Raw genomic sequence first — 26,779 nt, forward strand, 5'->3', positions numbered from 1 at the left:
AAAGCCCTATATAGCGCCCGCTGCAAGGTAAGGGTGCAACTCCTGCGACGCTTGCCTGCGGAAGCACGGATCTAACCTCGGGACAGAATCCCCGAGGAGGCTCCATGACCACGATCATCAAGGTGGACCGGGTCCCCGTCCTGGACCGCGGCGGCGCGATCACCACGACCCCGCTGGTCACCACCCGGTCGTCGGGCGGCGAGAACCTGATCACGTCCGGGATGAGCGTCTACCCGGTGGGCACCGGGGCGCCGCTGCACTCGCACAACTGCGACGAGCACGTCACCGTCCTGGACGGCGAGGCCGAGGTGCTGGTCGACGGCGAAGTCACCCGGCTGGGGCGGTTCGACACCACCTACATCCCGTCCCCGATCCCCCACCTGTTCCGCAACGTGGGCCAGACCCCGCTGCGCATCCTGTGGGTCTACAGCTCGGCCAAGGTCACCCGCACGTTCACCGAGACCGGCGTCACCGTCGAGCACCTGTCCCCCGAAGATCGGATGGACAGGTAGCGGGCCGGATCGGCCGGCGTCGGTCGATCTCCCTGGTCAGCGGCGGCCGATGGTGCCGACCCGGCTCTCGGTGAGGACGTCCAGCATCTCGTCGCGCTCGACGCCCCAGCGTTCCGGCGTCCGCTAGTTCCGGATCGTCGGGACGATCGAACAGCGTCGTGTTCAGGCAGAACGGCGCGCCCGCGCCTCATCGCGCCGGCACCAGGCCGAAGGCCGCGAGCAGGACACCCGTCGGGCTCAGTCCCCGCTCGGCCGCCCGCCGCACCGCACTCCACTCGGTGGCCGGCAACTCGGCCGACCACCGGCTGAAGCGATGCGACCGCAGGTCCGCCAGATCGGTCGCCCAGGGCAGTCCAGGACCTGCGGGAAGCACCCGCTGCCGCCAGTACTCCGCGTCGCGCTCCCTGCGCCGCGCCTCGTCCGGATCGGCGGCCCGGCGCTCGACCAGTTCCGCGAAGGAGATCGGGGCGGCCGCAAGCGAGGCGTCGGGATCGGCGACCAGCCGCCCCCACTCGTCCAGGATCTGCATCCAGCCCGCCAGATCGAGGGCGAGAACATCGATGCCGAGCAGGATGCGCGTCCGGCCGTCCGGCAGCAACACCGCCCGGACGTCGAACAGCGGCCACCGCGACGCGTCCCGCACCTGGTGCGAGCAGTCGTGACGTAGCTCGCCGAGTCGGCCGTCCGCTCCCTCCGGCGTCGCCGCCCGCAGCCACGACCTCGATCTCGTAGGGCGCCACCTCAGGAAGGATGTGCTGCCGTCCCTCCCCGTCCACCACCATGCGCAGCATCGGATAATGCTTCACCAGACGGTTCCACGCCAAGGTGAGCCGGGCCAGATCCTTCTCCGGACCCTCCGCCTCCGGCACCCTGTCGTACTCGCGGTAAGAGAACGTCGCGACCCCGCCGAGCGGGAACTCCGGGTTCCTGCCGATCCAGTACGCGGCCTGCAAGGGAGTCAGCGAAACCCCCGTCGCCCTCCGCAGATCCTTCTTTCGGCGCCCGGTGCCGCACCGGGCTCGGCTACGCCTGCGGCGACACTCCGGACGGTCGCGGTCCCAAGGAAGGCCGTCATCGGCAGGTCCAATCCCAGATCCCGCAGCCTGCGCCTCAGCCGCACCGCGGTGAACGAGTCCAGTCCCGGGACGGTCAGGATCGCGTCGTGATCCACCGACCCGGCCGGCAGGGCGAGCACCTCGGCGACCACCCTGGCCACCTCGTCAATCGATACGGACAGGGACATAGGCGACACATCACGCATGACGCCCCTTCAGGCAACACGGAGAAGGGCGAGAGGTTTGGCGGGCAAGGAATCGCGAGAAGATGGGCACGTTGGCGCGGGTGGACCGCCGCGCGGTCCGCCGTTCAGCGAGTAGCGGTCAGCAGTCGACCAGGTCGGGTTTCTGGTTGAGGATCTGCGCGCGCGGGGTGACGAATTCGAGGTAGGCCTGTTCGGCACCGGGCCGGAAGGCGGCCGCGCGGTGGTAGTTCTGAAAGGCCAGCCGCACGCCGAAATGGTTCTCCAGCGCGGTGCGCATGGCGTCGCTGGCCATCATCCGCAGCAACTGCCCGCGGGCCACCTCGTCCGGCGGCGGCACCTGGTTGTCGGCGAAGTCACCGCCGTCATGGTGCAGCCGGTCGACCAGTTCCGTCACGACCTGCCACCCGTACGGCAGTGATGTGCGGATGCATTCGACGAAGGCCGCGTCGTCGATGTCGCCTTTCTGGGCCTGGTCGAGCAGTCGCGGGGGCACGGTCAGCGACATGTTTTCACGCCTTTCTGGCGAACGAGTGGATCACAACCTGGCGGGGCGGAGTCTCGGGGTCAGGCGATCGGCGTCCAGGTCACCGTCCGCCAGCCAGGACGCGACGGCCTCTGCGTCGTCGCGGGCCAGCACCGGGCCGACCCGGATCGCCTTGCCGCACGGTCTGCGGTCGGTGTCGCAGGGCTGGACGGCCAGGTAGGTGCCGCTGTCGCGGAACGCCTCCGACCGGCCCTGGAACAGGCAGCGCGGCGCCCCCAGCAGGCATCCGCCGCGGACCAGTACGCCGTGCGGGGTTCTCCGGACGACCTCGGCGAGCCGTGGCAGGAGGAGGTCGCCGATGGTTTCCGGCGGGCTGCATGGGACCGCGCCGCAGACGACCACCGTGAACGCTCGATCGGCCACTGACATCCTCCTCCCGCCACGGCCCTGCGCAGGAACGCACGTCCCACGTTAATGAAAACGGTTATCAATGTCCAGAGTTGGGCCGTGCCGATGGCGACGAGCGATGAGGCATCGAGGTGGCCGGGCCCCTCGGCGTTCAGCGCGTCCAGGCAGCGTGTACGAACGCGGCTGACGGCGACGTCATCCAGGCCGTGGAGCATTCCGCGAAACCCGCTCCCCAGCACCCGGTCCCACGCGTTGCCCCGACGTCAACGGCACGTGGTGGACGCCCCGGCAGGTACGCACTTTGGCCAGCCCCAGGCTCCGTGCCCAGTCGCCGAGCGTGGACTCGGTGTTGATGCGTCACGATGCGCCTCAGCGGGCGGCGTGGCGTTTCCGGGCGGTGGCGATGTCCGCGCCGTGCAGAACCGCCCAGTCCGCGAGGGCGGACAGCGGCTTGAGGAGCGTACGGCCGAGGGGTGTGAGGTCGTACTCGACCGTCGGCGGGATGGTCGGATGGACGGTCCGGCTCACCAAGCCGTCGTGTTCGAGGCCACGCAAGGTACGCGTCAGCATCCGCTGGCTGATCCCCTCGATCGACCGGTGCAGCTCGTTGAACCGGTACGAGCGCTTGCCCAGCAGGATCATGATCAGCACACTCCATCGGTCGCCGACGCGCCGCAGGACGTCCGTCACCGGGCAGGCCCGATGCTCCTCCAGCGGTACCGGGATCGGCAGCGGCGCGCTGATCACCGAGGGGACATCGGTGTGCGTATCAGACATCGAATTGCCTTCTTTCGGCCGGACGAGTGGTCGCTTGATGATTGTCGCCGAACGACCGAGGAGCGAGCGCATGTCCGGACATACGACCAAGACAGTGGTGATCAGCGGTGGGACCGACGGCATGGGCCGGGCGACGGCGCTCGCGCGCCTCGGCCGTGGTGACACCGTGATCGTCATCGGCAGCAGCGGGGCGAAGGGCCGGGCGCTGGCCGAGGAGGCGACCCGTACGGGTGCCGGCGAGCGGTTCCGGTTCCTGCGCGCGGACCTCAGCGCCGTCGGTGAGGTCCGCCGGGTCGCCGACGAGATCACCGATCGGCATCCGGTGGTCGACGCGCTCGTCCTGTGCGCTAACCGGCACAGCCCGAAACGTCGGGAGACGGCCGACGGGCTGGAGTTCACCTTCGCGCTGTACTACCTGAGCCGGTACCTGCTGGGCGAGCTGCTGCGCCCGGTGATGGACGCGGCGTCCGCGCCGCTGATCGTGAACGTGGCCGGGGTCGGCAATACGGCCGGTTCGGTGCACTGGGACGACCTGCAGCTACGGCGCAAGTACGGCATGGTTCGGGCGCAACTCCAGGCGGGGCGGGCCAACGACTTGCTCGGCGTCTCCTTCGCCGGCCGGGCGGCGGGTAAGGCCCGATACGTGCTCTACCACCCCGGTTTCACGCGCAGCGGAGACCTGTCCCCACTGCACCCGGTGATGCGCGGGGCGATCAGGCTGCTGGCGCGGTTCAAGGCCCGGCCGGTGGAGACCGCGATCCGGCCCATCGTCGAATGGATCGACGCACCACCGCCCGCTCCGCTCACCGCCGTCGACCGTGGCAGGCCCGTGGACCTGTCCCTGCCGACCCTCGACGAACACGACGCCGAACGCCTCGCCCAACTCACCGAGGATCTCTTGCACTCGCTCCCCCACCGGTAAGCCGCGCTACGCCGTGTCCATGCGGTGGTGCAGCACGTTGATGTTCGCGAACGTGCGAGTCCGACGGCGTAGTCCGAGACACCCGTCGGTGAAGCGACCATACGCGCACCGCGGCGCTGGCCGGCCCGCCGTGGTGATGGCCCTGGGGCCAAGACCCACGAGATCGAGCTGGCCGCCACGGTGATTGCACAGATCGGCTCGACCGGAAGGATCGTCGCCTTCACACCGGCCCAGGTGGAGATGCTGGCCGAACCGGTCATCGAGGGACTCTTCGACAAGGTGATCGCGGTCAACCTCCGCCGGCGTCCGTTACGAACGCCACGGCCACCTGTGCAACATCCGCACACGCGCAAGCTGCTCGCATTTGTATCGGCCATAGAGCCACGAGCCCACGTGACCCACGGGGCGGACCGTCCCCGTATGTCACGCCGCATCAGCAACCTGCTTGCGGGCAGGTCCTCAGCTCTGGACCTGTTTGCGGACCTCGCTGACGATCTCCTCGACGCTCGGCATCCATGCCTCCTCAAGGTTCGCCGCGTACGGGACCGGGGTGTCATCGGCGCACAACAGCAGCGGGGGCGCGTCGAACAGGAAGAAGTGGTGCTGGGTCATACGTGCGATCAGGGAGGCGCCCCAGCTGCCGCCCGCGGGCGCCTCCTGGACGACGGTGAGGCGGGACGTGGTGGTCAGGCTCTCCACGACGGTGTCGTCATCGAAGGGGACGAGGGTCCGCGGATCGATGACGGTGGCCTCGATGCCCTCGGTGGCCAGCCGTCCGGCCGCTTCGAGGGCGCGCCAGCGCATCTGCTGGGTCGCCACGATCGTGACGTCGCCGCCGTGGCGGACCACGTCGGCCCGGCCCAGCGGGATCGGTTCGGCGTCCGGCGGGATCGTGCCCTTGACCGCGAACAGGTTCTTGTGCTCGAAGATCAGCACCGGGTTGTCGTCCTGGATCGCCGCCCGGGTCAGGCCGTACAGGTCGGGAACCGTGCCGGGAACGGCGATCTTGAGGCCGGGGATGTTGAGGAACCAGTTCTCGGCCGCCTGGGAATGCTGGGCCGCGAAGCCGCTCCCGGCGCCGCCCGCCATCCGGATGGTGACCGGAAGGCGCACCTGCCCGCCGGTCATGTAGCGGTACTTGGCGAGCTGGTTGGCGATCTGGTCGAAGCACACGCCGGCGAAGTCGGCGAACATGATCTCCGCGACCGGGCGCAGGCCGCACATGGCCGCGCCGATCGCGGCCCCCACGATGGCCTGCTCGGAGATCGGGGTGTCGCGCACCCGCTCCGGACCGAACCTGTCGAGCAGTCCCACCGTGGACTTGAAGGCTCCGCCGGCCGCGGCCACGTCCTCGCCGATCAGGATGACGTCGGGATCGGCGGCGAGCGCGTCGGCGAGCGCCCGCGCGATCGTCTGCCGGTAGTTGATCTGCTCGCTCATGCTGTGTCCCTTCTGGGGGCGGCCGCCCACGCCCCCTGGACGGCTTCGCCGCTCATGCGTAGATGTCCTCGAACCGGGTCCGCGGGTCGGGGGCCGGCCAGGCGATCGCGCGCCGGGCCGCCTCAGCGACCTCCTGGCGCACCTCCTCGCGCAGCGCCGACAGTTCCTCGGACGACGCACGACCCGCGGCGACCATGGCGTCCTGGAGGAGTGTGATGGGGTCGCGTCGCAGCCAGGACTCCAGCTCGCCCGGAGGGCGGTAGGTCCCGGGGTCGGACCGGGAGTGCCCGGACTGGCGGTAGGTCTCGGCCTCGATGAGCGTGGGCCCGTCCCCCGCGCGGGCCCGCTCGACGGCCTCGCCCGCCACCGCCCGTACGGCCACGACGTCGTTGCCGTCAACGTGAACGCCCGGCATGCCGTACGACGCCGCCCGGTCGGCCAGCCGCGTGATGGGGGTCGTCGCGGCCAGCGGGCTGTACTCGCCGTACTGGTTGTTCTCGATCACGAAGACGGCCGGCAGCCGCCAGATCGCCGCCAGGTTCAGGCTTTCGTGGAACGCGCCGATGTTGGTGGCGCCGTCGCCGAAGAAGGCGACCGCGACCGCGCCCGTCCCGCGGTGCCGTGCGGCGAGGGCATGGCCGACCGTGATGGGCAGGTGGGCGCCGACGATGGCGTTGGAGCCGTACGCGCCCACCGACACATCGGTCAAGTGCATCGAGCCGCCCTTGCCGCGGCACAGTCCCTCGGCCTTGCCGAGCAGCTCGCCGAAGGCGCGGTCGAGCGGGGCGCCCATCGCCAGCACCGCGCCATGCCCGCGATAGGTGCAGGTCATGGCGTCGCCGTGGCGCAGCGCACGGCACACGCCGACGGACACGGCCTCCTGCCCCTGGCACAGGTGGGTGCTCCCGCGCATGAGGCCACGGGTGAACAGGTCCTGGGTCTCGTCCTCGAAGAAGCGGATGCGGAGCATGTCCCGCAGAAGGTCGGCCGCGTCGCCGGGCGGGCCCGCGGCGAGGGTGCGCGGCTCGGCGGCGTGGTCGGACGGGGTGGTACTGGTGTCGGTCACGTTTCCTCCAGGTCGCCGGGTGGGGGTGGCGCCGCGCAACTGCGGGCGGGACGGAACACCGCCGGCAGCGTGGTGACACGGGCCGATCGGCCTTCCCTGTGGTCGAGCAGCAGCCGTGCCGCCTGGCGCCCGATGTCCTCGGGATCGCGGGAGATGGTGGCGATGGGCGGCTCGGACAGCTCGGCGAGCGGCACGTCGTCGCAGGTGATCAGGGAGATCTGGTCGGGGATCCGGAGGTTCGCGCGGCGCAGCGCGCGCAGCACCCCGGTGAGGATCTGGTTGCCGCCGGCGATGATGGCGGACGGCGGTTCGGCCGCCGACAGCAGCGCTTCGGTGGCCGCCTCGCCGTGCTCGGCGCTGAACGCGCCGGACCGGACGACGGCGGTGACGTCCGGGTGCGCCCGGCACGCCCTGCGCAGGGCCGCGGCGCGTTCCCTGGCGGGACGCACCGCCGGATTGCCGTTGACCAGCGCGATGCGGCGGTGGCCGAGGGAGATCAGGTACTCGGCCGCGTCGGCGATCCCGCGGCGGTGGTCGCTCAGCACCGCGCTGGCGTCCGGCAGGGGCGCCGGGTCGCGGTCGACCAGCACGTAGGGGCTGTCGCTGCCGCGCAGCGCGTCGAGGGTCTCGGCGTTGCCCTCGTCGGCGAGCAGCAGGAGCAGGCCGTCGACCCGGCGCTGGCGGAGCATCCGCACGTGGGCGGCGTCGAGCGCGGGGTCGTTCATCGAGTTCATCAGCAGGATCGAGTAGCCCGCCGAGCGGAGTTCGACCTCGGCGCCGAGCGCGATCTGCGAGACCAGGGGGTTGGAGATGTCGCCCGCCACGAACCCGGCCGTCATCGTGGCGCCGCGGCGCAGGCTCTGGGCCAGCAGGTCGGGCTCGTATCCCAGGGCGGCCACGGCGTCGAGCACCCGGTTGCGCATGACCGTGCTCACGTCCGGGTGACCGGACAGGACGCGGGAGACCGACGACGGCGCCACCCCGGCGCGTTCGGCGACCTCCTTCACCCCCGCCCGCCGTGCCGGTGCCGCCGCGCCGCCGTCCGCCCGCCGTGTTCCGCCCGTGGGCCTGCGCTGGTTCGCTGCCATATGGTCCCCGCCGTGTCCGTCGTCAGGCGCCGGTCGGGCTGGACGCTGTCGCGGCGACATCGTCGAGCGCCCGGCCGAGCACGTCCCGGAGTTCCACCGTCTCGGTCAGATTGTCGACCTCGTTGCAACGATGCCACTCCGCCCACACGTATTCGGTGGCGAGGAACCCTTCGTAGCCGGTGGCGGCCAGACCGCGGACCATCCGGGGGAAGTCGATGGTGTTGGCGCGCATGTCGGCCTGCAACGTCCCGGTACGTCCTCCCCGGCACTGGACGTGACCCGAGGCGGGCAGCAGCGGTTCGATGTCGTCATCGCTGGAGCCGCCGAAGACGAAGTGCCCGTAGTCGAGGGTGAGCCGCAGGCCCGGGACCATTTCGAGGAACCGGGCGGTGAGCTCGGGCGTGTCGATGAACGACCCCTGGTGCGGCTCCACCGACAACCGCAGCCCGGCCGCCGCCGCCTTGTCGATCCGGACGCGCAGCCCTTCGGCGGCACGACCGGCCGCGTCCTCCCACGGCTCTCCGCCGAAGACGACGCCCGGCAGGATCGTCATGCCCGGGCTGCCGACGCGGCGTGCGAACTCCAGCGCCCGGTCGAAGAACTCCAGCGAGCGCTCCCGCTCGGCGGGGTCGGGGTGGTTGACCGCCGCGTCCTCGAAGTCGGCGGTCTGGGCGAACACGTCGGCCACGGCCAGCCCGCGCTCCGCGCAGCGCTCGGCCACCCGCCCGGCATGCTGGGCGATCTCCGCGCCGACGTCCTCGGGACGGACATGGCTGCGGCCGGTGAAGTAGCCGAGGTCGACGGCGGTGAAGCCGAGGCCGCTGATGATGTCCAGCGCCGTCGTGTGCGGTGCCGCCGGCCAGGTGTAGTCGGCGCAGGACAGCTCGATCGCCACAGCTGCATCCTTTCCTGGAAACCTTTCCAGTCCCAGAGCATGCCAGCGTCCACACTGCTTGACAAGTACGACGCAGGATGAATGGGATGGTGCCCGCTCACTCGTTGGAATCGATTCTGGGAGTCGGGATGGAACGGGTCTGTTTCTCCTTCGAGCTCGTGCCGGGGCAGGAGGACGAGTACGACCGGCGGCACCGGGCGGTGTGGCCGGAGCTGCTGGACGCGCTGCGCGAGAACGGCGTCCGCAACTACTCGATCTTCCGCAACGGCCGCACGGTGATCGCCTACGCCGAGTGCGAGCCGGACGCGGCCTCGGCGTTCGGCGCCGTCGGCGACACCGAGGTCAACAGGCGCTGGGCGGACTGGTTCGACGGCGTGATCGTGGGCATCGCGGACGGCGACTGGCAGACGTCCTACAAGGAGGTCTTCCACCTGGAATGAGCCCGCCCTTCCCGGGAGCGTTCCTCCCGGGGCTGCGGGGTCGTCCCCGGCGAGGCGGCCGGTTCAGTAGGCGAGCCAGCCGCCGCTGACGTTGAGGGTCGCGCCGCTGATGAAGGAGGCGTTGTCGGACGCCAGGAACAGGGTCGCGGTGGCGATCTCCTCCGGGGTGCCCAGGCGGCGCAGCGGGGTCGCCTCCAGGACCCCGTCCAGGACCTCCGGTGCCAGGCCGGTGCGGAGCATGGGGGTGTCGACGCTGCCGGGCGCGACGGTGTTGACCGTGATGCCGTCGGGCCCGTACTCCCTGGCCAGGCCCCGGGCCAGGGAGACCACTCCGCCCTTGCCCGCCGCGTAGACGACCGAGCCGCCATAGCCGCCCGTCCACCATGCCTGCGAGGCGAACAGGACGACGCGTCCGCCACGGCCCCGCCGCCGCATCAGGTCGCCGGCGGCGCGGGCGAGGAAGAAGGTCGCCTTGAGGTTCACCTCGGTCTGGAGGTCCCAGTCCGCCTCGCTCACCTCGCCCAGGGGCTTGCGCAGCAGCACCGCGGCCATGTGGACGAGCACGTCGCAGGAGCCGAGCCGTTCCTCGGCGGCCTCCGGCAGGGACGCGGCGGCGTGCGGGTCGGACAGGTCGGCGGCGAACGGCTCGTGACCGGAGCCGGGCAGGTCCCCGGCCACCTCGCGGCAGGCGGCCTCGTCGCGGTCGACGACCAGGACCCGGGCACCGGCCAGCGCGAACTGGCGGCACACCGCGCGTCCGATGCCTCCGGCTCCGCCGGTGCAGATCACTCCCCGGCCGGCCAGGCCCTCGCCCAGCAGGCGTCCCGGCGCGGTGCCCTCGCTCATCGCTCCACCCGGTGGCGCTCTATGTAGTCCCAGTCCAGTTCCCAGCCCAGGCCCGGCGCGTCCGGCAGCACCAGTTGCCCCCCTTCCAGCCGCACTCCGCGGACCATGTTCCACCACATCGGGTCCCGGTCGGGGTGGAAGCACTCGGCATAGGTGCCGTGCGACTGGCTGGCCAGCAGGTGGGACGCCACGTGCGGTTCCTCGTGGTGGCCCATCTGCACGTCGTAGCCGTGGGCGATCGCGGCCGTCCGGCGCCAGGCGGTCGGGCCTCCGGACCAGGACGCGTCGAAGTTGCAGACGTCGACGGCGCCGGCCTCCATGAGGTCGCGGCAACCACTGGCCGACAGCTCGCTCTGGCCCGCGCAGACCGGGATCCCCCCGATCATGCGCACGTCGCGCAGCGAACGCCGGTCGTTGTGCCAGCGCACCGGCTCCTCGAACCACCGGATGGAGAGTCCCTGGATGCGGGCGCACAGCTCCAGGGCCTCGGCCGGGGTGTAGCCCTGGTTCGCGTCGATCGTGATGACGAAGTCCTCGCCGGCGGCCAGGCGGGCGGCCTCGACCCGCTTGGCGTCCTCGGCCGGTGACCGCCCGCCGACCTTCAGCTTCATCCCGGCCAGGCCCATCTCCCGGTACTGGGCGATCTCGTCGGAGAGGGTGCCGACCGGTTCCCCGTAGTAGCCGCCGATCGCCACCAGCGGGATCCGGTCGGTGAATCCGCCCCACAGCCGCCACAGCGGCTGGCCGAGCGCCTTGCCCACCGCGTCCCAGATGGCGGTGTCGACGCAGGCGAGCGCCACCAGGCCGAGCCGGCGGTCGCGCAGGATGTCGTAGGTCGCCGGATACCCGGCGTGCCAGCACCGCTCGGTGGCCATGGCGTCCATGCCCGTCAGCACGGGGGCGATCTCGGTCTGCACGATCCGCTCGATCTCGAGCAGGCTCGCGTCCTCGTCTCCGACGTAGCACTCGCCCACGATGCCGTCCGCGGTGTGGAGCCGCGTCACCAGGGTCGAGCGATGGGTCATCTGGTAGTGACTGCCGCGGAAGACGGTCGGAAGGGGCACCCGGACGGGCGTGGTCTCCACCCTCGTGATGATCAGGCCGCTGCCGCGGCCGTCCCCGGCCGGGTGCCGGTCGGTGCGGTCCGCCGCAGGCGCGTCGTGGGACGTCATCGGGTCTCTCTTTCGGTCACGGGCTCTCTCGGTCACGGATCGCGGTCACGGATCGCGCGATCCACTGGTAACGATTCCAGGAGCGTGTGCACCGTAACCCGCGAGCGGCCAAGTCATCAACCACGCGGCGCGGCGACCCCGGCTCGCAGGACCCCGTTCCACAAGCCAAGATCTGCCGCTCAAGGCGCCGCAAGGTCTTGACAGCCTCATGGCGCACGGACTACGAAAGGGATCGCTTCTGGAAAGGATTCCAGGATTTGGTTCCGGATCGACTGCCATATCGACCGCTGTATCGACGAGGAGGCCGGCATGTGGCTCGGTGACGGAAGGCTTGGCGCGCGCATGGCGAAGGGCGCGGCGAAGGGCGCGGCGCTCGCCGGTTCGCTCGCGCTCGCCGCGGCCTGCAGCACAGGTCCGGGCCAGGGCGGTGACGACGAGCCGGACGCCGCGAAGGCACGCGAAGCGCTCAAGGCCGTGACGGCGGCGCCGACCACCCCGTCGGCGGGCGCGGTCGACTTCCGCCAGGCCACGCCCGGCAGCGGACGCGGACTGAAACTGGGATACATCTCCCTGGGTGAGAACGTCCCGTTCGGCAAACTGGTGAGCGACGGCGTCCGCAAGCAGGCCGCCGCCGCGGGCGCCCAGCTCGTCTTCTGCGACTCCAAGGGGGACGCGGCCACGGCGCTCGACTGCGTGCGGAACTTCAAGACCCAGGGCGTCCAGGGCTACCTGAACTTCCAGCCCGACTCCAAGGCGGCGGCGTCCATCTGCCAGGCCGGGCCGCAGGTGCCCGTCATCGGCATCGACATCCACCAGCCGCCGTGCGAGCGCGCGTTCATGGGAGCCGACAACGCCAACGCGGGCTACCTCGCGGGCAAGGCCCTGGGCCGGTACTTCAAGCAGGTGTTCGACTGCGAGTACGACGCCTTCGTCTCGATGGAGCAGCCGGAGGCCGGCGAGGTGAACCAGGCCCGCATGGACGGCCAGCGCAAGGGCTTCACCGAGGAGTGCGGCCAGATCAAGAACCTGAAGCAGGTCAACGCGTTCCGCATCGACAACGCCCGCACCACCTTCACCGACGTGCTCACCTCGCTGCCGGGCGCGAAGCGCATCGTCGTCGCGGCCATCAACGACGACGCGATCCTGGGCGCGCTGGCCGCCGCCAGGACCGCCGGACGCCAGAACGACCTGTACATGGCGGGCCAGGGTGCCGACCCCTCGGCCCACTGCGAGATCTCCAAGAACTCGCACTGGGTCGCCGACACCGCCTACTTCCCCGAGCGCTACGGCGAGATCGGCGTCCCCTACCTCATCGACCTGATCAAGGGCAAGGACGTCCCGAAGCGGCTCTACGTGAAGCACACGATCATCAACTCGTCGAACATCGGGGCCTTCTACAAGCCCTCGGGCTGCTGACGTCCATGACCGCGGAAACGACCGAAGCGACGACGGCGCGACCCTCGCTGCTCACGGCGACCGGTATCCACAAGTCCTTCGCCGGGGTGCCGGTCCTGCACGGGGTGGATGTGAACGTGCGCCCCGGCGAGGTGCTGGCGCTGCTGGGTGAGAACGGCGCGGGCAAGTCCACCCTCGTGAAGATCCTGGCCGGCGACCACCGGCCCGACGGCGGGACGATCTCGCTCGGAGGCGTGTCCGTCCACGCCCTGGACCCGAAGCGGGCACGCGCGCTCGGCATCCGGATGATCTTCCAGGAGCCGGCCGACGCGCCGTCCCTGAGCGTCGCGGAGAACGTCTTCCTGGGACGCTGGCCGACCACCGCCGGCCGGGTGGACTGGGCGGCCATGCGGTCACGCGCGGCGGGAATCCTGGCCGAGCTGGACGCCGACCTCGACCCGCGCGCCACGGTCGGCGCGCTGCGCATCGGCGAACGGCAGATCGTGGAGATCGCCCGCGCGCTGACCGACGACGCGCGCGTGCTCATCCTGGACGAGCCGACCGCCGCGCTGTCGTCGGAGGAGGTGGCGCGGCTGTTCCGGTTCGTCCGGCGGCTCCGCGACCGGGGCGTGGGGATCATCTACATCACGCACCGGCTGGACGAGGTCCGGGAGCTGGCCGACCGCGTGCAGGTCCTGCGCGACGGGCGGACCGCGCTGTCGGCTCCGGTCGGCTCGGTCGGCAGGGACGAGCTGGTCTCGGCGATGATCGGCCGCTCCGCCGGCACGGTGGCCAGGCCGGCCGCCGTCTCCCCGGCGCGCGAGGGGGCGGAACCCGTGCTGCGCTTCAGGGAGGCGTCCATCGACGGCGTGTTCACCGATGTCTCGCTGTCGGTCGCGCCCGGTGAGGTCGTGGCCCTGTACGGGAAGGTCGGCTCGGGGATCGCCGAGGTGGCGGAGACTGCCTTCGGGCTGCGCACGCTGACGTCCGGCACCGTGGAGGTGGACGGGCACGCGCGGTCCTTCCGCGACCCGGCCGCGGCGATCCGGGCGGGGGTCGGGCTGCTGCCCGCCGACCGGCAGCGGGACGGCGGATTCGCCGTGCGCCCGGTGGCCGAGAACCTCGCGGCGCCGTCGTGGCCGCTGATGTCCAGGCTGGGCGTCCTGACGTCCCGCCGCGAGGACGCCGCGTACGCGAGATGGCGCGAGGCGCTACGGATCAGGGCCGGGCGCGGCCCGCGGCAGCCGATCGCGACGCTGTCCGGTGGCAACCAGCAGAAGGTGCTGCTCGGACGCTGGCTGGAACGCGGCTCCAAGCTGCTGATCCTGATCGAGCCGACCCGGGGCGTGGACGTCGGGGCCCGCCAGGAGATCTACACGGCCCTGCGCGAGCTGGTGACGGGCAGGGCCGGGCTTCTGGTGGCCACCTCCGACTACGAGGAGGTCGTCCAGCTCGCCGACCGGGCGCTGGTGATGGCCCGCGGCCGGGTGGTGGCCGAGCTCGGCGGCGACGACGTCACGACCAGGGCACTGACCGACGCGGCCGGAGGATGAGGGGACATGGCATACCAGGACACAGCCGGAGGGAATCGGGCCCGTGGCCGATGACGTGGTGACCAAGGCGCCGGAGCGGCGGGACACGCCGCCGCCGTCCGATGACAGGACCGGCCGCGGCCTGCCCGAGTTCGCGGCGCTGCTGGCCGTGCTCGTGGTGCTGGTGATCTTCTTCAGCGTGCAGAGCGACTTCTTCCTGCGCTCGTCCAACCTGCTCAACATCCTCACCGCGATCTCGGTGACCGGGATCATCGCGGTGCCGGGCACGATGCTGCTGATCTCGGGTCAGTTCGACCTGTCGGTGGGGTCGGGGGCCGCGTTCTGCGGTGTGGTGCTCGCGACCGTCGGAACCGACCACGGCATCACCATGGGCGTCCTGGTCGCGTTGCTGGCCGGGCTGGCCGTGGGAGTGGTCAACGGGACGCTGGTGTCGGTCGTGGGCGTGAACGCCCTCATCACGACGCTGGGCATGCTCGCGGTGCTGCGCGGCCTCACCCAGCTACTGGCCGACGGGCAGACGGCGCTGTTCCCGGGCTTCACGCTGCTGGGCACGTCCCGCTTCCTGGGCATCCCCGTCCCGGTGGTCATCTTCGCCGTGATCGTCGCCGCCGGGGCGCTGGTCATGCGCTACACCGTCTACGGGCGCTCGCTGTACGCGACCGGCGCCAACCCCGCGGCGGCGCGGCTCGTCGGGATCCGGGGACGGTGGAGCGTGTTCACCGGGTTCGTGCTGTCCGGGATGGCGGTGGCCCTCGCGGGGCTGATCCTGACCTCACAGCTCAGCGCGGCCTCGCCGGTGGCCGCCACCGGGCTGGAACTGTCGGTGATCGCCGCGATAGTACTGGGCGGTGCGAGCCTCTCCGGTGGCCGCGGGACGGTGATGGGCACCGTGCTGGGGCTGGTACTGATCGGGGTGCTCAACAACGGGCTCACGCTGATGAACGTCAGCTCGTTCTGGCAGGACGTCGCACGCGGATCGCTGCTGATCCTGGCGGTGTCGTTCGACCAGATCCGGCAGCGGTTCTCCGCGTCGTGACCGCGGCACGGCGTGACCACGAGAGGCATGGGGCATGGGCAAGCTGAGACTGGGTGTGATCGGAGCGGGGTCCTGGGCCGTGGCGGCGCACCTTCCCGCGCTGGCGGAACGGGGCGAGGAGATCGAGTTCACCGGGGTCTGCCGCAAGGGAGGCGAGGCGCTGCGCCGGATCAAGGACCGGTACGGCTTCCGCGTCGCGTCCGAGGACTACCGGGACGTCCTCGACGCGGGGGTCGACATCTGCGTGGTGGCCTCCCCCACGGCCCTGCACCACGAGCAGGTCCGGGCCGCGCTTGAGGCGGGCGCCCACGTCCTGTGCGAGAAGCCGATGACGATCCGGCCGGAGGACGCCTGGGACCTGGTCGAGACCGCCCGCCGGGCCGAGCGGGAACTGCTGATCAGCTTCGGCTGGAACTACTCCCCCATGATCCGCGCGGCGAGGCGGCTGGTGGACGAGCACGGCCTGGGGCGGCTTGAGCACCTGACCGTCCACATGTCGTCCCAGACGCGCGAGCTGCTGTCCAACACCGGCGCCTATCCCGACGCGGATCCGGACACCGTCCCCGAACCGGCGACCTGGACCGACCCGCGGGTGTCCGGCGGCGGATACGGGCAGGCGCAGCTTTCGCACGCGCTCGGGCTCGCCCTGCATCTGGTGCCCGAGCGCGTGGAGTGCGCGTTCGCGCTGATGAGCGCGCCCGGCAAGGCGCCGGTGGAGTTGCACGACGCCATCGCGCTCCGGTTCACCGGCGGCGGCGTCGGAACGCTGTCGGGAGGGTCGGCGCACCTCGGCGCCGGTGACAACAAGCACGCCCTGGAGGTACGCGCCATCGGAAGCGAGGGTCAGCTCCTGGTGGACGTCGAGCGCGAGCTCGTCTGGCTCTACCGGCCGGACGGCACCGACATCAGGCTGCCCGTGTCGCCGGGTGACGGGGCGTACCAGCCGTGGGGACCGGCGAACGCCCTCGTCGACGCGGCCCTGGGCCATGCCGGCGCCAACGCCGCTCCCGGTGACCTGGGGGCGCGCACCGTCGAGGCGCTCGACCTGGCCTACCGGAGCGCCCGCAGCGGACGGCTGGAGGCCCGGTCGTGAGGATCGACGCCGTCGAGGCCGTCCCGCTCGCCTACACCGAGCCCAACGACCACGGCGGGACCCGGCATGTCTGCCTGGTACGGGTGTCGGCGGGCGACGGGCCGGTCGGCTGGGGCGAGGCCGTCACGATCTGGCCGGAGGCCACGCTCGCGACGGCCGAGATCGTCCGCGGCCTGTCCGAGGTCCTGGTCGGACGGGACCCGCGCGACACCTCCGCGCTGTGGCAGGCCGTCCGCGACCACACCTGGTGGTACGGCGTCGGGGGCATCGCCACCTTCGCCCACGCGGCCATCGACACCGCCCTGTGGGACCTCAAGGGCCGCATCACCGGGCAGCGCGTCCTCGACCTGCTCGGCGGTCCCGTCCACGACGGGCTGCCCGCCGTGGTGTCCTGCCACGCCGCCCGCGCCGGGCTGCGGGAGGGCGCCGAGGAGATGGCGGGCTGGGTGGCCGACCAGAGGGCGGCCGGGATCAAGGTCGGCTTCGGCAAGCGGGGCGAGGCACACCTGGGCTTCGACCATGACCGGGACGTTGAGTTCGTCCGGTCGCTGCGCGCCGCGCTCGGACCGGAGCCGAAGATCATGGTGGATCTCGGCGTGCGCAACCGGTGGACCGTGGCCGAGGCGGTACGCCGGGTGCGGGCGTTCGAGGAGCACGGCCTGCACTGGATCGAGGAGCCGCTGGGCGCCGACGACCCCGAGGGTTACGCGACGCTGCGGGCCAAGACGGCCACGCTCATCGCCTACGGCGAGCGCGAGTGGACGGTTCGCGGCGTCCAGAGGATCCTCGCCACCGGAACCGTGGACGTCGTCGGGATCGACCCGGGGCGCACCGAGGGCGTGACCGGCTTCAGCCGGTCCTGCCGGCTCGTCGAGGCCGCCGGGCGGCAGGCGAACGCGCACGCCTGGGCCGGCCCTGTCTCGTTCGCCGCCGCGCTGGCGGTCTCGTACGCCCATCCGTGCTGTCGGCAGTTCGAGGTGCAGCCGCTGGCCAACCCGCTGCACAGGGACCTGGCCGCCGCGCCGAAGCCGCGCGACGGCGTCCTGCCCCAGCCCGAGGGGCCCGGCCTCGGCATCGAGGTCGACCCCGCCGCGGTGGCCCACTACCGCATGGACCGCTGAGCCCCAAGCCACCCGAAGCTTCCAGCCACCCAAACCCCTGAGCCACCCAACCCCCGAACCACCCAGCCCCGAGCCACCCCGAGGGGAGATCGCGCCGTGAACCGACGCGTCCGAGCCGCCATCGCCGTCGTCACCGTCCTCTTAGTGAGCCTGACCGTCACCGCGGGGCCGCTCCGGCCGCCCGCCGCCCACGCCGCGCCGACGGGATACTCCGTTCTGACGGACCAGCAGAAACGTGAACTGCTGCTTTCCATCCTGGAGAAGTTCGTCCCGCACGCGGAGAGCTACTGGCGGGACTCGGACATCCCGGAGCCGAACACCGGCCGCTACCTGGCCACGGGTTCGGGCGTCACCCAGCCGCGCGGCGCCGGCGACATCGCGTTCGTGTATGCCACGCTGCTCAAGGCCAGGCCGCGGCAGCGGTCGTTCGGCGGGGTGGCGCGCGAGGTGATGCTCGACCACACCATCCGCTCGATCCGCTACACCGCCCTCACCAACAAGCTGTCCGGCGCCGGGTACGACAAGTGGGGCGGCGGCACCTGGCAGGCGTCCCTGGAGACCTACCTCTGGGGCTTCGCCGCTCAGGTGCTGTGGGACCGGCTCGACGGGGACACCCGCGCCCTGGTGCGCAAGGTCGTGGAGGCCGAGGCCGACATCCTGGTCACCAAGCCGATCGCGACGGCCAGGGACGGCGACACCGGCGCGGAGGACAACGCCTGGAACGCCCCGACCCCCGCCCTGGCGGCCGTGCTGTCACCCGACGACCCGCGCGCGCCCACCTGGCGCGAGACGTCGATCAAGCTCGCCCTGAACGCCTCGTCCACCGCCGCCGACGCCGAGTCGGAGCAGGTCGTGGACGGACGGCCGGTCAAGGACCGGATGGCCTCGGTCAACCTCAAGCCCGACCTGACCCTGGAGAACCACGGCTTCTTCAATCCGATCTACCAGCAGGTCACCCATCTGAACGTCGGGGACGCGGCCATCATCGAAGCGCAGGCCGGGCACCGTCTGCCCGAGGCGTACTCGTTCCGGACGCGGGAGATCTGGGACCGCGTCCTCGGCCCGCTCGCCGCCGACGACGGCGACCTCATCATGCCGGCCGGCCAGGACTGGACCAGCAAGGACTACCAGCATCTGGGCTACCTGTCGATCCTGGCCACCCGGTTCGGCCGGCCGGACGCCTCGGTGCTGGAGTCGCGGGCCCTGACCACCGTGGCACGGCGCCAGTCGACCCACCAGAACGGCTCGATCCTCGGCCAGCCCGAGCTCGGTTACGAGAGCATGCTGGTCAAGCGGCTCGCGGGCTCCTGGTGGCACCACACGCTCTTCGGGCCGTCGCCCACGCCGTCCGAGAGCGAGTACCAGCGGGAGCGCGCCAGGACCGCCGGGGTTCGGCACCACCCTGACGCGCAGCTCGTCCAGGGCCGGTTCGCCCGGTCCATCGCCACGATGTCGTGGGACGACGCACGGCCGATGGGCCTGGTCGTCCCGCGCGCCGAAGGGCACCTCGACGACCCCGTGTTCACCTACTACGCCCCGCAGAGCCTGATCGGGACGGCGCGGGGTCCCGGCGAGTACACCTGCGACTGCCGGCAGGACCGGTTCTCCACCGCCGGGACCATCGGCGACCGGGGTTTCTCGATGACCGCGTTCCCCGACGGCGTCACCCTGCTGCTCGACCGCGGCACCGGCAGCGCCTTCACCTATTCGATGGAGCACATCCCGGGCGTCACCGGCGAGCGTCCGGTGCGTTCCGCCGGCGGCACCGGCCTCGGCGACCTGAGCGGGAACTGGGTGAACCTGGCCGACCGGCTGGGCATGGTCGTGCTCGGCGGGAGCGGCATCAGGGCACAGCGGACCACGGGGACCAACGACACCACGCTGGTCACCGGCTCGATCGGCGACGGCAGCGGCAACAGGGGCGCCGTGGTGCTCCCGCTCGCCGACCATGAGACGACCGCCCGGCTGGCGGGGACCGCGAGCCAGCCGTCCGTTCCGGCCGGCTGGTCGGCGCTGCTCGCCCGCTCCGACGACGGCACCGGCAGGCTCGCGGTCGCCCGGTGGTCCGGCGAGCCCACCGCCAGGCTGTCCCTGGACGACGCCCGAGGCGCCCCGGTCACGCGCGAGCAGGCCGAGATCACCGGGAACACCGCCGCGGTGACCATGGGGCTCGGCGCGCCCGCCTCGACCGGCGAGGTGCTCCGCTACTTCGTCCACTCCGACGGGAAACTGCTCGCCCGCCAGGACGGTGAGGACCGCGCCGTCCTGACCAACCCCGGCGCTTCGGCGGTACGGGCGACGGTGCGGTACGTGCGCGACGGCCGGACCTGGGCCGGTGTCCGGGTCATCGAGCCCGGCGAGACCCTCACCGCGCGGATGGTGGACGGCCGGCTCATCCTGGCCGGGCCCGAGTACGAGCATCTCCGCGCGGCACACGCCACGATCAGCGACCTGCGGCGGAAGGTGGCCGGCTGGCGGGCTTCGGGCCGGATCGGCCCGGCCGAGGCCGCGCGCCTGACCGCCACCGCGGCGCAGGTGGACCGCGGCATCGCCGACGCCCTCGGCGCGGTGACCGCCGAGCGGCCGGACACCGGGCGCGCGGCCGTCGCCGTCGCGAACGCCCTGCGCTGGACCGGCCGTCTTTCCGCGGGCCGAGGCGACGTCGCCGCCGCGGTCGCGGCGGCCCGGCGGAGCGTGGAGACCGAACTGATCGCCGCCCAAGGTTCGCTGCGGGTCGTCGTCGGGCTCCGCGCGTCCGGCCCCGCCTTGCCGGGCGAGCCGCTCCGGCTCACCGCGACGCTGCTCAACCGGGGAGCGGCGGCCGCCGTGGCGGGACGGCTGTCGCTACGCGGGCCCGAGGGGTGGACACTGCCCTCGAACGTCCCGGCGTTCACCACGTTGCCGCCCGGCAAGGCGACCACCGTCGAGCTCACCGCGACCGTGTCGCCATCGGCGCGCCCCGGGACGGCGGCGGACATCGGCGCGTCCCTGACCTACCGCGCCGCCGGCCGGCGGACCACCACGACCGGCTCGGTGACCGCGCCGGTACTGCCACTGATCACGCTCGTCCCGGACGCGCCGTCGCTGCCCCTGGCCGCGGGCGGCTGGAACCAGGCCGCCGTGACCGTCCGCAGCAATGCCGACCGGCCCCTCGACGTGCGCCTGACCGCGACCGCGCCGGACGGGATCACCGTCACCCCCGCCACCGCCGATCTGCGCGTCCCGGCGCACGGGTCGGCGAACGCCGCCTTCGAGCTGTCGAACGGGTCCCGGCTCAGCGGAACCGGCCGGCTCACGGTCACGACCACGACGGGCGGTGTGGCGGCCGAGACGTCCATCGACCTGTCCTTCTCCGACAACCTGGCGCTCAACCCGTCGGGATCGCGGTGGCCCGCCGGGTTCGCCGTCGACCACCAGAGCGCCTTCCCGCCCGGCCTCGCCTTCGACGGCGACCCGGCGTCCTTCTGGGTGAGCGACGGCACGGCTCCCGGCGACGGCCCCTCCCCCACGCGACCGGTCACGCTGGGCGTCGACTTCGGGCACCCGCTGACCCTCGGCTCGGTGACCATGCGTCCCCGCACCGGGTACGGTCCCAAGGCGTACCAGATCCAGGTCAGCGACGACGGCCGGACCTGGCGCACCGTGGCCACGGTGCCCGACGCCGCGAACGGCCCCGTCACCACCGCCTTCCCGGCCGTCACGGCACGCTACCTGCAACTGTCGATCACCGATTCCTGGGACAGGATCCGACCGCCGCGCAACGTCCAGACGGCCGAACTGGAGGTGCGCCGCCCATGAGCGCCTGAGCCGTCTCAGGGGCCGACTATGGCCCGCAGTGCGGCGTGGTGGGCGCGATAGGCCTCGCGGCCCTGTGGGGTCAGTTTCAGCCACACCCGCTGCCGGGTGTCGCGGACCGCCTTGCGCTGCTCGACGTATCCGGCGTTCATGAGCACGGTGACGTGCTTGCTGAGCACGGACGCCGATACGCCGAGCTGCCGCTGGACCGCGCTGAACTCCGCCTCGCCCGCAGTGTTCAGCAGGGCGCAGATGCGCAGCCTGTTGGGCGCGTGGATGGTGGTGTTGAAGCCGGCCACCGGGTCGGAGGCGGTCACGGGGCCTTCCGGTGCAGGCGGACGAACCAGAGGTGGGCGCCGATGGACGCCGCGGCGCCCACGGAGGCGGCGCCGAACAGCCATAGCGGCTGCTGGGTGTACCGGAACGCGTACCCGGCGCCCACGATGAGCAGCGGCAGCACGGTGAACGCCGACACGACCGCCCACTTCGGCAGGATGTCGAGCCGCAGCGCCACGCCCGTCTTGGCGCGCCAGTTCCTGGCCGCGAGGGCCAGCAGCGCGGAGAACACCGTCTCGGTCGCGACCATGGTGACCAGCCACGCCCACTGCGGCATCAGCCATTCGGGCTCGGCCAGCGCGCCGCCGAGGAAGATCGGCAGCACGACGAACATCGCCGTGATCGTCGCGGCGAACCAGGGCTGCCACGGAGTGGCCGAGAGCGCCGCGACGGACGCGCGGACGTGGTCGGTGTCGGCCAAGGCCGCGCGGGCCTGCTCGGGCGTCGGCAGGTGCGCTCCAGCATCAGTTTCCATGCCGGAAACTCTAGCCCGTGAGTTTCCAGTATGGCAAGAGTCAGGTTTCCGATGCGGAAACACCCCCCACGGAGCGGCCCTCGGGGGGAATAAAGCCGGCCTGTGGGATGTCTGTATGTGCACGTCCAGGTGCGTTTCACCTGGTTTTCCACAGCTTCACTCTGAAGGGCCTGGGAAGGGGGAGGCATGCCCCAGCAGACCCGCTACCACAAGAACCCGGAAGCCGTCTCGAGGCTCGACCCGGAGCAGTACCGCGTGACCCAGGAGGACGGCACCGAGCGTCCGTTCGCCAACGCCTACTGGGACAACCACGAGCCCGGCATCTACGTCGACGTCGTGTCCGGCGAGCCGCTGTTCGCGTCGGTCGACAAGTACGACAGCCGCACCGGCTGGCCGAGCTTCACGAAGCCGATCGCCGAGACGAACGTCGTCCAGCGCGAGGACTTCAGCCACGGGATGGTCCGTACGGAGGTCCGCTCGCGGCACGGGGACAGCCACCTCGGCCACGTCTTCGACGACGGCCCCCTGGACAAGGGCGGACTGCGCTACTGCATCAACTCCGCGTCGTTGCGGTTCATCCACCTCGACGACCTGGAGGACGAGGGGTACGGCGAATACCGCACCCTGTTCACTGGTGACACCGACGACGAGTAGGGAGACGACGTGACCACCGAAAAGGCGATCCTCGCCGGCGGCTGCTTCTGGGGTATGCAGGAGCTGTTCCGCCACCAGCCCGGCGTCGTGTCCACGCGCGTCGGCTACAGCGGCGGCGACGTCCCGAACGCCACCTATCGCAACCACGGCACCCACGCGGAGTCGATCGAGGTCGTCTACGACCCCGAGAAGACCGACTTCCGCGAACTGCTGGAGTTCTTCTTCCAGGTGCACGACCCCACGACGAAGAACCGCCAGGGCAACGACATCGGCACCAGCTACCGCTCGGCGATCTTCTACACCAGCGACGAGCAGAAGCGGATCGCCGAGGAGACGATCGCCGACGTCGACGCCTCGGGCCTGTGGCCCGGCAAGGTCGTCACCGAGGTCGCCCCGGCCGGCGACTTCTGGGAGGCCGAGCCCGAGCACCAGGACTACCTGCAGAAGTACCCCAACGGCTACACCTGCCACTTCCCCCGTCCCGGGTGGAGGCTTCCGAAGCGGGCGAACGCCTGACACTACCGGCGCGCGGACCCCGTCCGCGCGCCGGCGCGTTACCGGGGAAGGCAACCCGCACGATCACGAGTGTCGACGAGCCCTCCTGAGGGCCGTCCCGGCCAGTGGGTGGAGGGCGGCCAGCAGCGGGACCAGCAGGGCCAGCGTCCACCTGAGCCCGACACCCTGCGCCGACCAGCCGATGAGGGCCGGGCCGAGCAGGATGCCCGAGTACGTCATGGTGGTGAAGCGGGAGAGAAGACCCGCGGCTCCGGGGCCGGTGTCCTCGCCCTCGTGCCCGACCACGCTGAACAGCACGGGCAGCGGAGTGGCCAGGCCCAGGCCCATCACGGTGAACCCGGCGACGGTGAGGACGGGCCACGGGCTGATCACCGCGACGGCCAGGCCCGCGGCCCCGGTGATCGTGCCCACCCCGACGAGAAGCGCAGCCGGTCGTGGGCACGGTTGCGCGCCGTCGTGGTCAGCCAGGCCCCGGGACGGCGCGGAACGCCGTCGCGGGGCCAGGTCCGCAACGCCTGGGCGAAAGCCTCCTGAGCGCACTCCTCGGCCAGGTCCCAATCACCGGTGGCCCGGATCAACGTGGCCACGACCCGGCCCCACTCCCGCCGGAACGCGTCCGCGACCCCCGCCTCGGTCACGTCCGGCTCACGCCTCCCAGAGAGGTCTGACCTCGATCGTCCCGAACCGGGCGGCCGGGTGCGCGGCGGCGATCTCGACAGCCTCGTCCAGGTCCTCGCACTCGATCAGGTCGAACCCGGCGATCTGCTCCTTGGTCTCGGCGAAGGGCCCGTCCGACAGCAGCACCTCGCCGCCGCGCACCCGGACGGTGGTGGAATCCGCGACCGGGCGCAGCCGCGACCCGAGTCTCCGCACGCCCCGCGCGTCCATCTCCTCGGCCCACGCCGTGGGCTCCGGGTCCTCCACGGTCGCCTCGACGGACTCGTCCACGCAGACCAGCATCAAGTACCGCATCTCACCTCTCCGTTCCGTTCGCCGCGTCAACACGACGCCATGCCAACACGACGAACCGAGGCCCCGCCGATGGACACTGCGAGGCACCGAGTTTCCCGGAACCTCCCGCTGGACGGGTTCTGGGTCGCGCTAGTCTCCGGATCGTCCCCGTCGATGCGGTCGAACAGCAGCTTGCGCGCCGCGGGACGGGTGCCGTTCGCGACGCAGGCCCGACACCGCGTTGTCCGTACCGCTGGACGCGGTGACCACCGAGAAACCCGCCGTTCCGAGGGTGAGCACTCCGTCGGACAGCGGCGTGCACCGCACCCCGCCCTTTCCCAGCATCGCGCGCTGGGCGCCGGGACCGATGACGGCGGTCATCCACGCACAGGGCCGTGCCGGGCGGTTCACCGCGAGCGTCACGGGACCCTCGCCGCTGTCCAGAGCCACCGTCTGGCCCGCGAAGGAGTCGATGTCGATGCCCCGGAGGAGGATGTTCCGGCGTGTCTGCCGGAGGCCCACCGCCGGGTCGATGTCCACGGGCAGGTTCTCCGCGGACATGATCGTGATCGAGGCGTTCCGGTGTGCGGGCTTGCCGAAGTACCGGTCCCCGACGATGCCCAGGTTCCGCCGCACCTCGATGCGATCGACCAGCTCGTCGTCCGGACCCGGCGCCGCGCCGTCCCCAGGCCGTCCCGCGTACCGATGCACAGGCGACACCAGCAGCTCGACCACCTCGACCGTCGTCATGGTCTCACTGTAGATGCCCAGGTGAACGCCCTTATCGACAGGCGAACGAGCGCCACGGCCCTCCGTGGCGGCGGCGCGTCACGGGCGGGCGTCGAGGCCGTCCGCTTTGGCCTTCTCGGCTTCCTGGCGGGCCTCGGCGGCCGCCTCCTGCGCCGCCCTGGCCACCTCGGCCGCGCGGTTCCGGGACGGTGCCTCAAGCGCCGCGGGTCCGGAGTCGTCCTCCCGCTCCTCGGCGTTCACCGCATCGTGCGGGGGCTCCTTCGGGCCCGTGCTTTCGCCGGTGTCCTCGGCGAACGCTCTGCTGACGCCCTGCAGCGCGTTGGTGACCTCGCTCGGGATCACCCAGAAGGTGTTGCCCTTCCCCTTGGCGAGCTCGGGAAGCACCTGTAGGTACTGGTAGGCCAGCAGCTTGGGATCGGGATCGTTGCGGTGGATCGCGGTGAACACCCGGTCGATCGCCTGAGCCTGGCCGTCGGCCCGCAGGATGGCGGACTGCCGGGCACCCTCGGAGTTCAGGATGGCGCTCTGCTTCTCGCCCTCGGCGGTCAGGATCTTCGACTGCCGTACGCCCTCGGCGGTCAGGATCGCGGCCCGTTTGTCCCGCTCGGCCCGCATCTGCTTCTCCATGGCCTCCTTGATCGAGGGCGGCGGGTCGATCGCCTTGATCTCGACCCGGTTGACCCGGATCCCCCACTTGCCGCTCGCCTCGTCCAGCACGATGCGGAGCTGGCTGTTGATCTTCTCCCGCGAGGTGAGGCACTCCTCCAGGTCCATCGCGCCGATCACGTTGCGCAGCGTGGTCACCGTGAGCTGCTCGATGGCCTGGATGTAGTCCGCGATCTCGTACTCGGCCGCCCGCGGATCGGTCACCTGGAAGTACAGGACCGTGTCGATGCGCACCACCAGGTTGTCCTCGGTGATGACCGGCTGCGGCTCGAACGACACCACCTGCTCACGGAGGTCGATCCGGGGCCGGACCTTGTCGACGAACGGCACCACGAAGTGCAGCCCGGCCTCCAGCGTCCGCAGATACCGGCCGAAGCGCTCCACGTTCTGGGCGCGCGCCTGCGGGACGATCCACACCGTCCGCAGCACGACGACGACCGCCACCACCGCAACGATCGCACCGATGACGGCTTGGGTCACAACGTCCATAACGGTTCCTCTCGTGGGTGCACGAGGGCGGTCGCGCCCTCGATGGCGAGAACGTCGACGCGGGCACCCTCGGGAATGACGACACCGAGGTCGGGCGCGAACGGCCGCGCGGACCACTCCTCGCCGCCGATGCGCACCAGGCCCGAATGCCTGGTCACCTCGGTGAGCGCCACGGCCTCCCGCCCCACCAGCGCCGCGGCGCCCGACTTGAGCACCGGAGGCCGCCGCACATGGCGGAGAGCGAACGGGCGGACGACACCGAGCCCGGCCGCCGACGTCGCGCCGAACACGGCGATCTGCACGCCTACCGGAAGCCCGACCGCGCTCGCCACGCATGCGGCCGCGGCGGCGACCGCCAGCAGTCCAAGGCCGAAGGTGAAGGTCAGCACCTCGGCGACCGCGAAGAAGCCGGCGATGATCAGCCAGACGACCCACGCCTCCATTGGCGTCTCCTTGCGGGCAGGCAGTCGTTGTGCCCTTCTCTCACCGTATCTCCGTTGAAGGCGCCTGAACCATCGGCGCGGTCGTCGGCGTGCAGGCGAAGGAGCGCGGCCGGCAGCGGGTGGCGTCGTGCGGTACGAGTGTGGGTTCGGTGGGGCGGCGTGCCGGACTGTCGGCAGGGCGTGCGCTTGCGCTGG

The 26,779-nt window shown here is 71.5% G+C and carries 30 protein-coding genes; 11 read left to right on the forward strand and 19 right to left on the reverse strand.

What is annotated here, in order from left to right; translation table 11 throughout:
• Positions 1-104 precede the first annotated feature (104 nt).
• Positions 105-512: a cupin domain-containing protein gene (locus tag QSK21_RS17875; protein WP_285697145.1), complete on the forward strand. Its 408-nt coding sequence runs from the start codon at positions 105-107 to the stop codon at positions 510-512.
• Between the two features lie 187 nt (positions 513-699).
• Here the strand turns inward: QSK21_RS17875 and QSK21_RS17880 are convergent, their stop codons facing one another.
• The 5 genes from QSK21_RS17880 to QSK21_RS17900 form a co-directional block, all read right to left on the reverse strand.
• Positions 700-1,155 (reverse strand): condensation domain-containing protein, encoded by a 456-nt coding sequence (locus QSK21_RS17880; RefSeq protein WP_285697146.1) that lies wholly within the window; start codon positions 1,153-1,155, stop codon positions 700-702.
• Positions 1,156-1,470: 315 nt separating this feature from the next.
• Positions 1,471-1,773, reverse strand: a complete 303-nt coding sequence (locus tag QSK21_RS17885; RefSeq protein WP_285697147.1) for a phosphopantetheine-binding protein — start codon at positions 1,771-1,773, stop codon at positions 1,471-1,473.
• A gap of 118 nt (positions 1,774-1,891) precedes the next feature.
• A complete protein-coding gene (locus QSK21_RS17890; RefSeq protein WP_285697148.1) occupies positions 1,892-2,278 on the reverse strand; it encodes an SCO5389 family protein in 387 nt (128 codons plus the stop codon).
• 30 nt (positions 2,279-2,308) lie between these two features.
• Positions 2,309-2,680, reverse strand: coding sequence for a hypothetical protein (locus tag QSK21_RS17895; RefSeq protein ID WP_285697149.1), 372 nt, complete (start codon positions 2,678-2,680; stop codon positions 2,309-2,311).
• 354 nt (positions 2,681-3,034) lie between these two features.
• Complete coding sequence (locus QSK21_RS17900) at positions 3,035-3,442, reverse strand: winged helix-turn-helix transcriptional regulator (protein ID WP_285697151.1); 408 nt, start codon at positions 3,440-3,442, stop codon at positions 3,035-3,037.
• 70 nt (positions 3,443-3,512) lie between these two features.
• On the opposite strand from QSK21_RS17900, the gene QSK21_RS17905 reads away from it, so the two are divergent.
• Positions 3,513-4,364 carry an SDR family NAD(P)-dependent oxidoreductase gene (locus QSK21_RS17905; protein ID WP_285697153.1) on the forward strand — a complete coding sequence of 284 codons (852 nt, stop codon included), beginning with the start codon at positions 3,513-3,515 and terminating at the stop codon, positions 4,362-4,364.
• 459 nt (positions 4,365-4,823) lie between these two features.
• Here QSK21_RS17905 and QSK21_RS17910 read toward each other — a convergent pair whose 3' ends face one another.
• Genes QSK21_RS17910 through QSK21_RS17925 form a run of 4 tightly spaced genes read right to left on the reverse strand, consistent with a single transcriptional unit; the run spans position 4,824 to position 8,853 of the window.
• Positions 4,824-5,804: an alpha-ketoacid dehydrogenase subunit beta gene (locus tag QSK21_RS17910; protein ID WP_285697155.1), complete on the reverse strand. Its 981-nt coding sequence runs from the start codon at positions 5,802-5,804 to the stop codon at positions 4,824-4,826.
• Positions 5,805-5,856: 52 nt separating this feature from the next.
• Positions 5,857-6,870: a thiamine pyrophosphate-dependent dehydrogenase E1 component subunit alpha gene (locus QSK21_RS17915; RefSeq protein ID WP_285697156.1), complete on the reverse strand. Its 1,014-nt coding sequence runs from the start codon at positions 6,868-6,870 to the stop codon at positions 5,857-5,859.
• Positions 6,867-7,958, reverse strand: a complete 1,092-nt coding sequence (locus tag QSK21_RS17920) for a LacI family DNA-binding transcriptional regulator (RefSeq protein WP_285697158.1) — start codon at positions 7,956-7,958, stop codon at positions 6,867-6,869. The genes QSK21_RS17915 and QSK21_RS17920 overlap by 4 nt, the downstream gene beginning before the upstream one ends.
• 22 nt (positions 7,959-7,980) lie before the next feature.
• Positions 7,981-8,853 (reverse strand): sugar phosphate isomerase/epimerase family protein, encoded by an 873-nt coding sequence (locus tag QSK21_RS17925; RefSeq protein ID WP_285697159.1) that lies wholly within the window; start codon positions 8,851-8,853, stop codon positions 7,981-7,983.
• A 128-nt stretch (positions 8,854-8,981) separates the two neighbouring features.
• On the opposite strand from QSK21_RS17925, the gene QSK21_RS17930 reads away from it, so the two are divergent.
• Complete coding sequence (locus tag QSK21_RS17930; RefSeq protein WP_285697160.1) at positions 8,982-9,293, forward strand: L-rhamnose mutarotase; 312 nt, start codon at positions 8,982-8,984, stop codon at positions 9,291-9,293.
• A gap of 63 nt (positions 9,294-9,356) precedes the next feature.
• Here QSK21_RS17930 and QSK21_RS17935 read toward each other — a convergent pair whose 3' ends face one another.
• Positions 9,357-10,139 (reverse strand): SDR family NAD(P)-dependent oxidoreductase, encoded by a 783-nt coding sequence (locus tag QSK21_RS17935; RefSeq protein ID WP_285697161.1) that lies wholly within the window; start codon positions 10,137-10,139, stop codon positions 9,357-9,359.
• Positions 10,136-11,311, reverse strand: coding sequence for a mandelate racemase/muconate lactonizing enzyme family protein (locus QSK21_RS17940; protein WP_285697163.1), 1,176 nt, complete (start codon positions 11,309-11,311; stop codon positions 10,136-10,138). Before QSK21_RS17940 ends, QSK21_RS17935 begins: the two co-directional genes overlap by 4 nt.
• 309 nt (positions 11,312-11,620) lie before the next feature.
• Between QSK21_RS17940 and QSK21_RS17945 the strand changes: the two genes are divergently transcribed.
• The 6 genes from QSK21_RS17945 to QSK21_RS17970 all read left to right on the forward strand — a co-directional run bounded on the left by QSK21_RS17945 (position 11,621) and on the right by QSK21_RS17970 (position 21,307).
• Complete coding sequence (locus QSK21_RS17945; RefSeq protein WP_285697164.1) at positions 11,621-12,727, forward strand: sugar ABC transporter substrate-binding protein; 1,107 nt, start codon at positions 11,621-11,623, stop codon at positions 12,725-12,727.
• A gap of 5 nt (positions 12,728-12,732) precedes the next feature.
• Positions 12,733-14,259 carry a sugar ABC transporter ATP-binding protein gene (locus tag QSK21_RS17950; protein WP_285697166.1) on the forward strand — a complete coding sequence of 509 codons (1,527 nt, stop codon included), beginning with the start codon at positions 12,733-12,735 and terminating at the stop codon, positions 14,257-14,259.
• 43 nt (positions 14,260-14,302) lie between these two features.
• Positions 14,303-15,295 (forward strand): ABC transporter permease, encoded by a 993-nt coding sequence (locus QSK21_RS17955; protein ID WP_285697168.1) that lies wholly within the window; start codon positions 14,303-14,305, stop codon positions 15,293-15,295.
• A gap of 34 nt (positions 15,296-15,329) precedes the next feature.
• Complete coding sequence (locus QSK21_RS17960; RefSeq protein WP_285697170.1) at positions 15,330-16,388, forward strand: Gfo/Idh/MocA family protein; 1,059 nt, start codon at positions 15,330-15,332, stop codon at positions 16,386-16,388.
• Positions 16,385-17,509: a mandelate racemase/muconate lactonizing enzyme family protein gene (locus QSK21_RS17965; RefSeq protein WP_285697171.1), complete on the forward strand. Its 1,125-nt coding sequence runs from the start codon at positions 16,385-16,387 to the stop codon at positions 17,507-17,509. The genes QSK21_RS17960 and QSK21_RS17965 overlap by 4 nt, the downstream gene beginning before the upstream one ends.
• A 96-nt stretch (positions 17,510-17,605) precedes the next feature.
• Positions 17,606-21,307 carry a discoidin domain-containing protein gene (locus QSK21_RS17970; protein ID WP_285697174.1) on the forward strand — a complete coding sequence of 1,234 codons (3,702 nt, stop codon included), beginning with the start codon at positions 17,606-17,608 and terminating at the stop codon, positions 21,305-21,307.
• Between the two features lie 14 nt (positions 21,308-21,321).
• On the opposite strand, the gene QSK21_RS17975 is transcribed toward QSK21_RS17970, so the two are convergent.
• Both QSK21_RS17975 and QSK21_RS17980 read right to left on the reverse strand, forming a co-directional pair.
• Positions 21,322-21,621 carry a transcriptional regulator gene (locus QSK21_RS17975; RefSeq protein WP_285697177.1) on the reverse strand — a complete coding sequence of 100 codons (300 nt, stop codon included), beginning with the start codon at positions 21,619-21,621 and terminating at the stop codon, positions 21,322-21,324.
• Positions 21,618-22,115 carry a hypothetical protein gene (locus QSK21_RS17980; protein WP_285697179.1) on the reverse strand — a complete coding sequence of 166 codons (498 nt, stop codon included), beginning with the start codon at positions 22,113-22,115 and terminating at the stop codon, positions 21,618-21,620. Before QSK21_RS17980 ends, QSK21_RS17975 begins: the two co-directional genes overlap by 4 nt.
• Before the next feature lie 186 nt (positions 22,116-22,301).
• Here QSK21_RS17980 and msrB point away from each other — a divergent pair, with 186 nt between their 5' ends.
• Together msrB and msrA are read left to right on the forward strand one after the other, a co-directional pair.
• Positions 22,302-22,769 carry a peptide-methionine (R)-S-oxide reductase MsrB gene (msrB, locus tag QSK21_RS17985; RefSeq protein WP_285697181.1) on the forward strand — a complete coding sequence of 156 codons (468 nt, stop codon included), beginning with the start codon at positions 22,302-22,304 and terminating at the stop codon, positions 22,767-22,769.
• Positions 22,770-22,778: 9 nt separating this feature from the next.
• Positions 22,779-23,285 (forward strand): peptide-methionine (S)-S-oxide reductase MsrA, encoded by a 507-nt coding sequence (gene msrA, locus QSK21_RS17990; RefSeq protein ID WP_285697182.1) that lies wholly within the window; start codon positions 22,779-22,781, stop codon positions 23,283-23,285.
• Between the two features lie 63 nt (positions 23,286-23,348).
• On the opposite strand, the gene QSK21_RS17995 is transcribed toward msrA, so the two are convergent.
• The 6 genes from QSK21_RS17995 to QSK21_RS18020 form a co-directional block, all read right to left on the reverse strand.
• Positions 23,349-23,696 carry an MFS transporter gene (locus tag QSK21_RS17995; protein WP_285697183.1) on the reverse strand — a complete coding sequence of 116 codons (348 nt, stop codon included), beginning with the start codon at positions 23,694-23,696 and terminating at the stop codon, positions 23,349-23,351.
• A complete protein-coding gene (locus QSK21_RS18000) occupies positions 23,654-23,923 on the reverse strand; it encodes a sigma factor (protein WP_285697184.1) in 270 nt (89 codons plus the stop codon). Before QSK21_RS18000 ends, QSK21_RS17995 begins: the two co-directional genes overlap by 43 nt.
• 7 nt (positions 23,924-23,930) lie before the next feature.
• Positions 23,931-24,257: a YciI family protein gene (locus tag QSK21_RS18005; protein ID WP_285697185.1), complete on the reverse strand. Its 327-nt coding sequence runs from the start codon at positions 24,255-24,257 to the stop codon at positions 23,931-23,933.
• Positions 24,258-24,386: 129 nt separating this feature from the next.
• Positions 24,387-24,986: a hypothetical protein gene (locus QSK21_RS18010; protein ID WP_285697187.1), complete on the reverse strand. Its 600-nt coding sequence runs from the start codon at positions 24,984-24,986 to the stop codon at positions 24,387-24,389.
• A gap of 78 nt (positions 24,987-25,064) precedes the next feature.
• Positions 25,065-26,141: an SPFH domain-containing protein gene (locus tag QSK21_RS18015; RefSeq protein WP_285697188.1), complete on the reverse strand. Its 1,077-nt coding sequence runs from the start codon at positions 26,139-26,141 to the stop codon at positions 25,065-25,067.
• Positions 26,129-26,584 (reverse strand): NfeD family protein, encoded by a 456-nt coding sequence (locus tag QSK21_RS18020; RefSeq protein ID WP_285697189.1) that lies wholly within the window; start codon positions 26,582-26,584, stop codon positions 26,129-26,131. Before QSK21_RS18020 ends, QSK21_RS18015 begins: the two co-directional genes overlap by 13 nt.
• Positions 26,585-26,779 lie beyond the last annotated feature (195 nt).

It is taken from the genome of Actinomadura sp. NBRC 104412 (genome assembly GCF_030269515.1).
In the GTDB taxonomy this organism is placed as follows: domain Bacteria; phylum Actinomycetota; class Actinomycetes; order Streptosporangiales; family Streptosporangiaceae; genus Spirillospora.

Coding starts and splice junctions, on each gene's coding strand:
- QSK21_RS17875 (WP_285697145.1), top strand. CDS start 105: ATGACCACGATCATCAAGGTGGACCGGGTCCCCGTCCTGGACCGCGGC.
- QSK21_RS17885 (WP_285697147.1), bottom strand. CDS start 1,773: ATGCGTGATGTGTCGCCTATGTCCCTGTCCGTATCGATTGACGAGGTG.
- QSK21_RS17890 (WP_285697148.1), bottom strand. CDS start 2,278: ATGTCGCTGACCGTGCCCCCGCGACTGCTCGACCAGGCCCAGAAAGGC.
- QSK21_RS17900 (WP_285697151.1), bottom strand. CDS start 3,442: ATGTCTGATACGCACACCGATGTCCCCTCGGTGATCAGCGCGCCGCTG.
- QSK21_RS17905 (WP_285697153.1), top strand. CDS start 3,513: ATGTCCGGACATACGACCAAGACAGTGGTGATCAGCGGTGGGACCGAC.
- QSK21_RS17910 (WP_285697155.1), bottom strand. CDS start 5,804: ATGAGCGAGCAGATCAACTACCGGCAGACGATCGCGCGGGCGCTCGCC.
- QSK21_RS17920 (WP_285697158.1), bottom strand. CDS start 7,958: ATGGCAGCGAACCAGCGCAGGCCCACGGGCGGAACACGGCGGGCGGAC.
- QSK21_RS17930 (WP_285697160.1), top strand. CDS start 8,982: ATGGAACGGGTCTGTTTCTCCTTCGAGCTCGTGCCGGGGCAGGAGGAC.
- QSK21_RS17935 (WP_285697161.1), bottom strand. CDS start 10,139: ATGAGCGAGGGCACCGCGCCGGGACGCCTGCTGGGCGAGGGCCTGGCC.
- QSK21_RS17940 (WP_285697163.1), bottom strand. CDS start 11,311: ATGACGTCCCACGACGCGCCTGCGGCGGACCGCACCGACCGGCACCCG.
- QSK21_RS17945 (WP_285697164.1), top strand. CDS start 11,621: ATGTGGCTCGGTGACGGAAGGCTTGGCGCGCGCATGGCGAAGGGCGCG.
- QSK21_RS17950 (WP_285697166.1), top strand. CDS start 12,733: ATGACCGCGGAAACGACCGAAGCGACGACGGCGCGACCCTCGCTGCTC.
- QSK21_RS17960 (WP_285697170.1), top strand. CDS start 15,330: ATGGGCAAGCTGAGACTGGGTGTGATCGGAGCGGGGTCCTGGGCCGTG.
- QSK21_RS17980 (WP_285697179.1), bottom strand. CDS start 22,115: ATGGAAACTGATGCTGGAGCGCACCTGCCGACGCCCGAGCAGGCCCGC.
- msrB (WP_285697181.1), top strand. CDS start 22,302: ATGCCCCAGCAGACCCGCTACCACAAGAACCCGGAAGCCGTCTCGAGG.
- QSK21_RS18005 (WP_285697185.1), bottom strand. CDS start 24,257: ATGCGGTACTTGATGCTGGTCTGCGTGGACGAGTCCGTCGAGGCGACC.
- QSK21_RS18010 (WP_285697187.1), bottom strand. CDS start 24,986: ATGACGACGGTCGAGGTGGTCGAGCTGCTGGTGTCGCCTGTGCATCGG.
- QSK21_RS18015 (WP_285697188.1), bottom strand. CDS start 26,141: ATGGACGTTGTGACCCAAGCCGTCATCGGTGCGATCGTTGCGGTGGTG.
- QSK21_RS18020 (WP_285697189.1), bottom strand. CDS start 26,584: ATGGAGGCGTGGGTCGTCTGGCTGATCATCGCCGGCTTCTTCGCGGTC.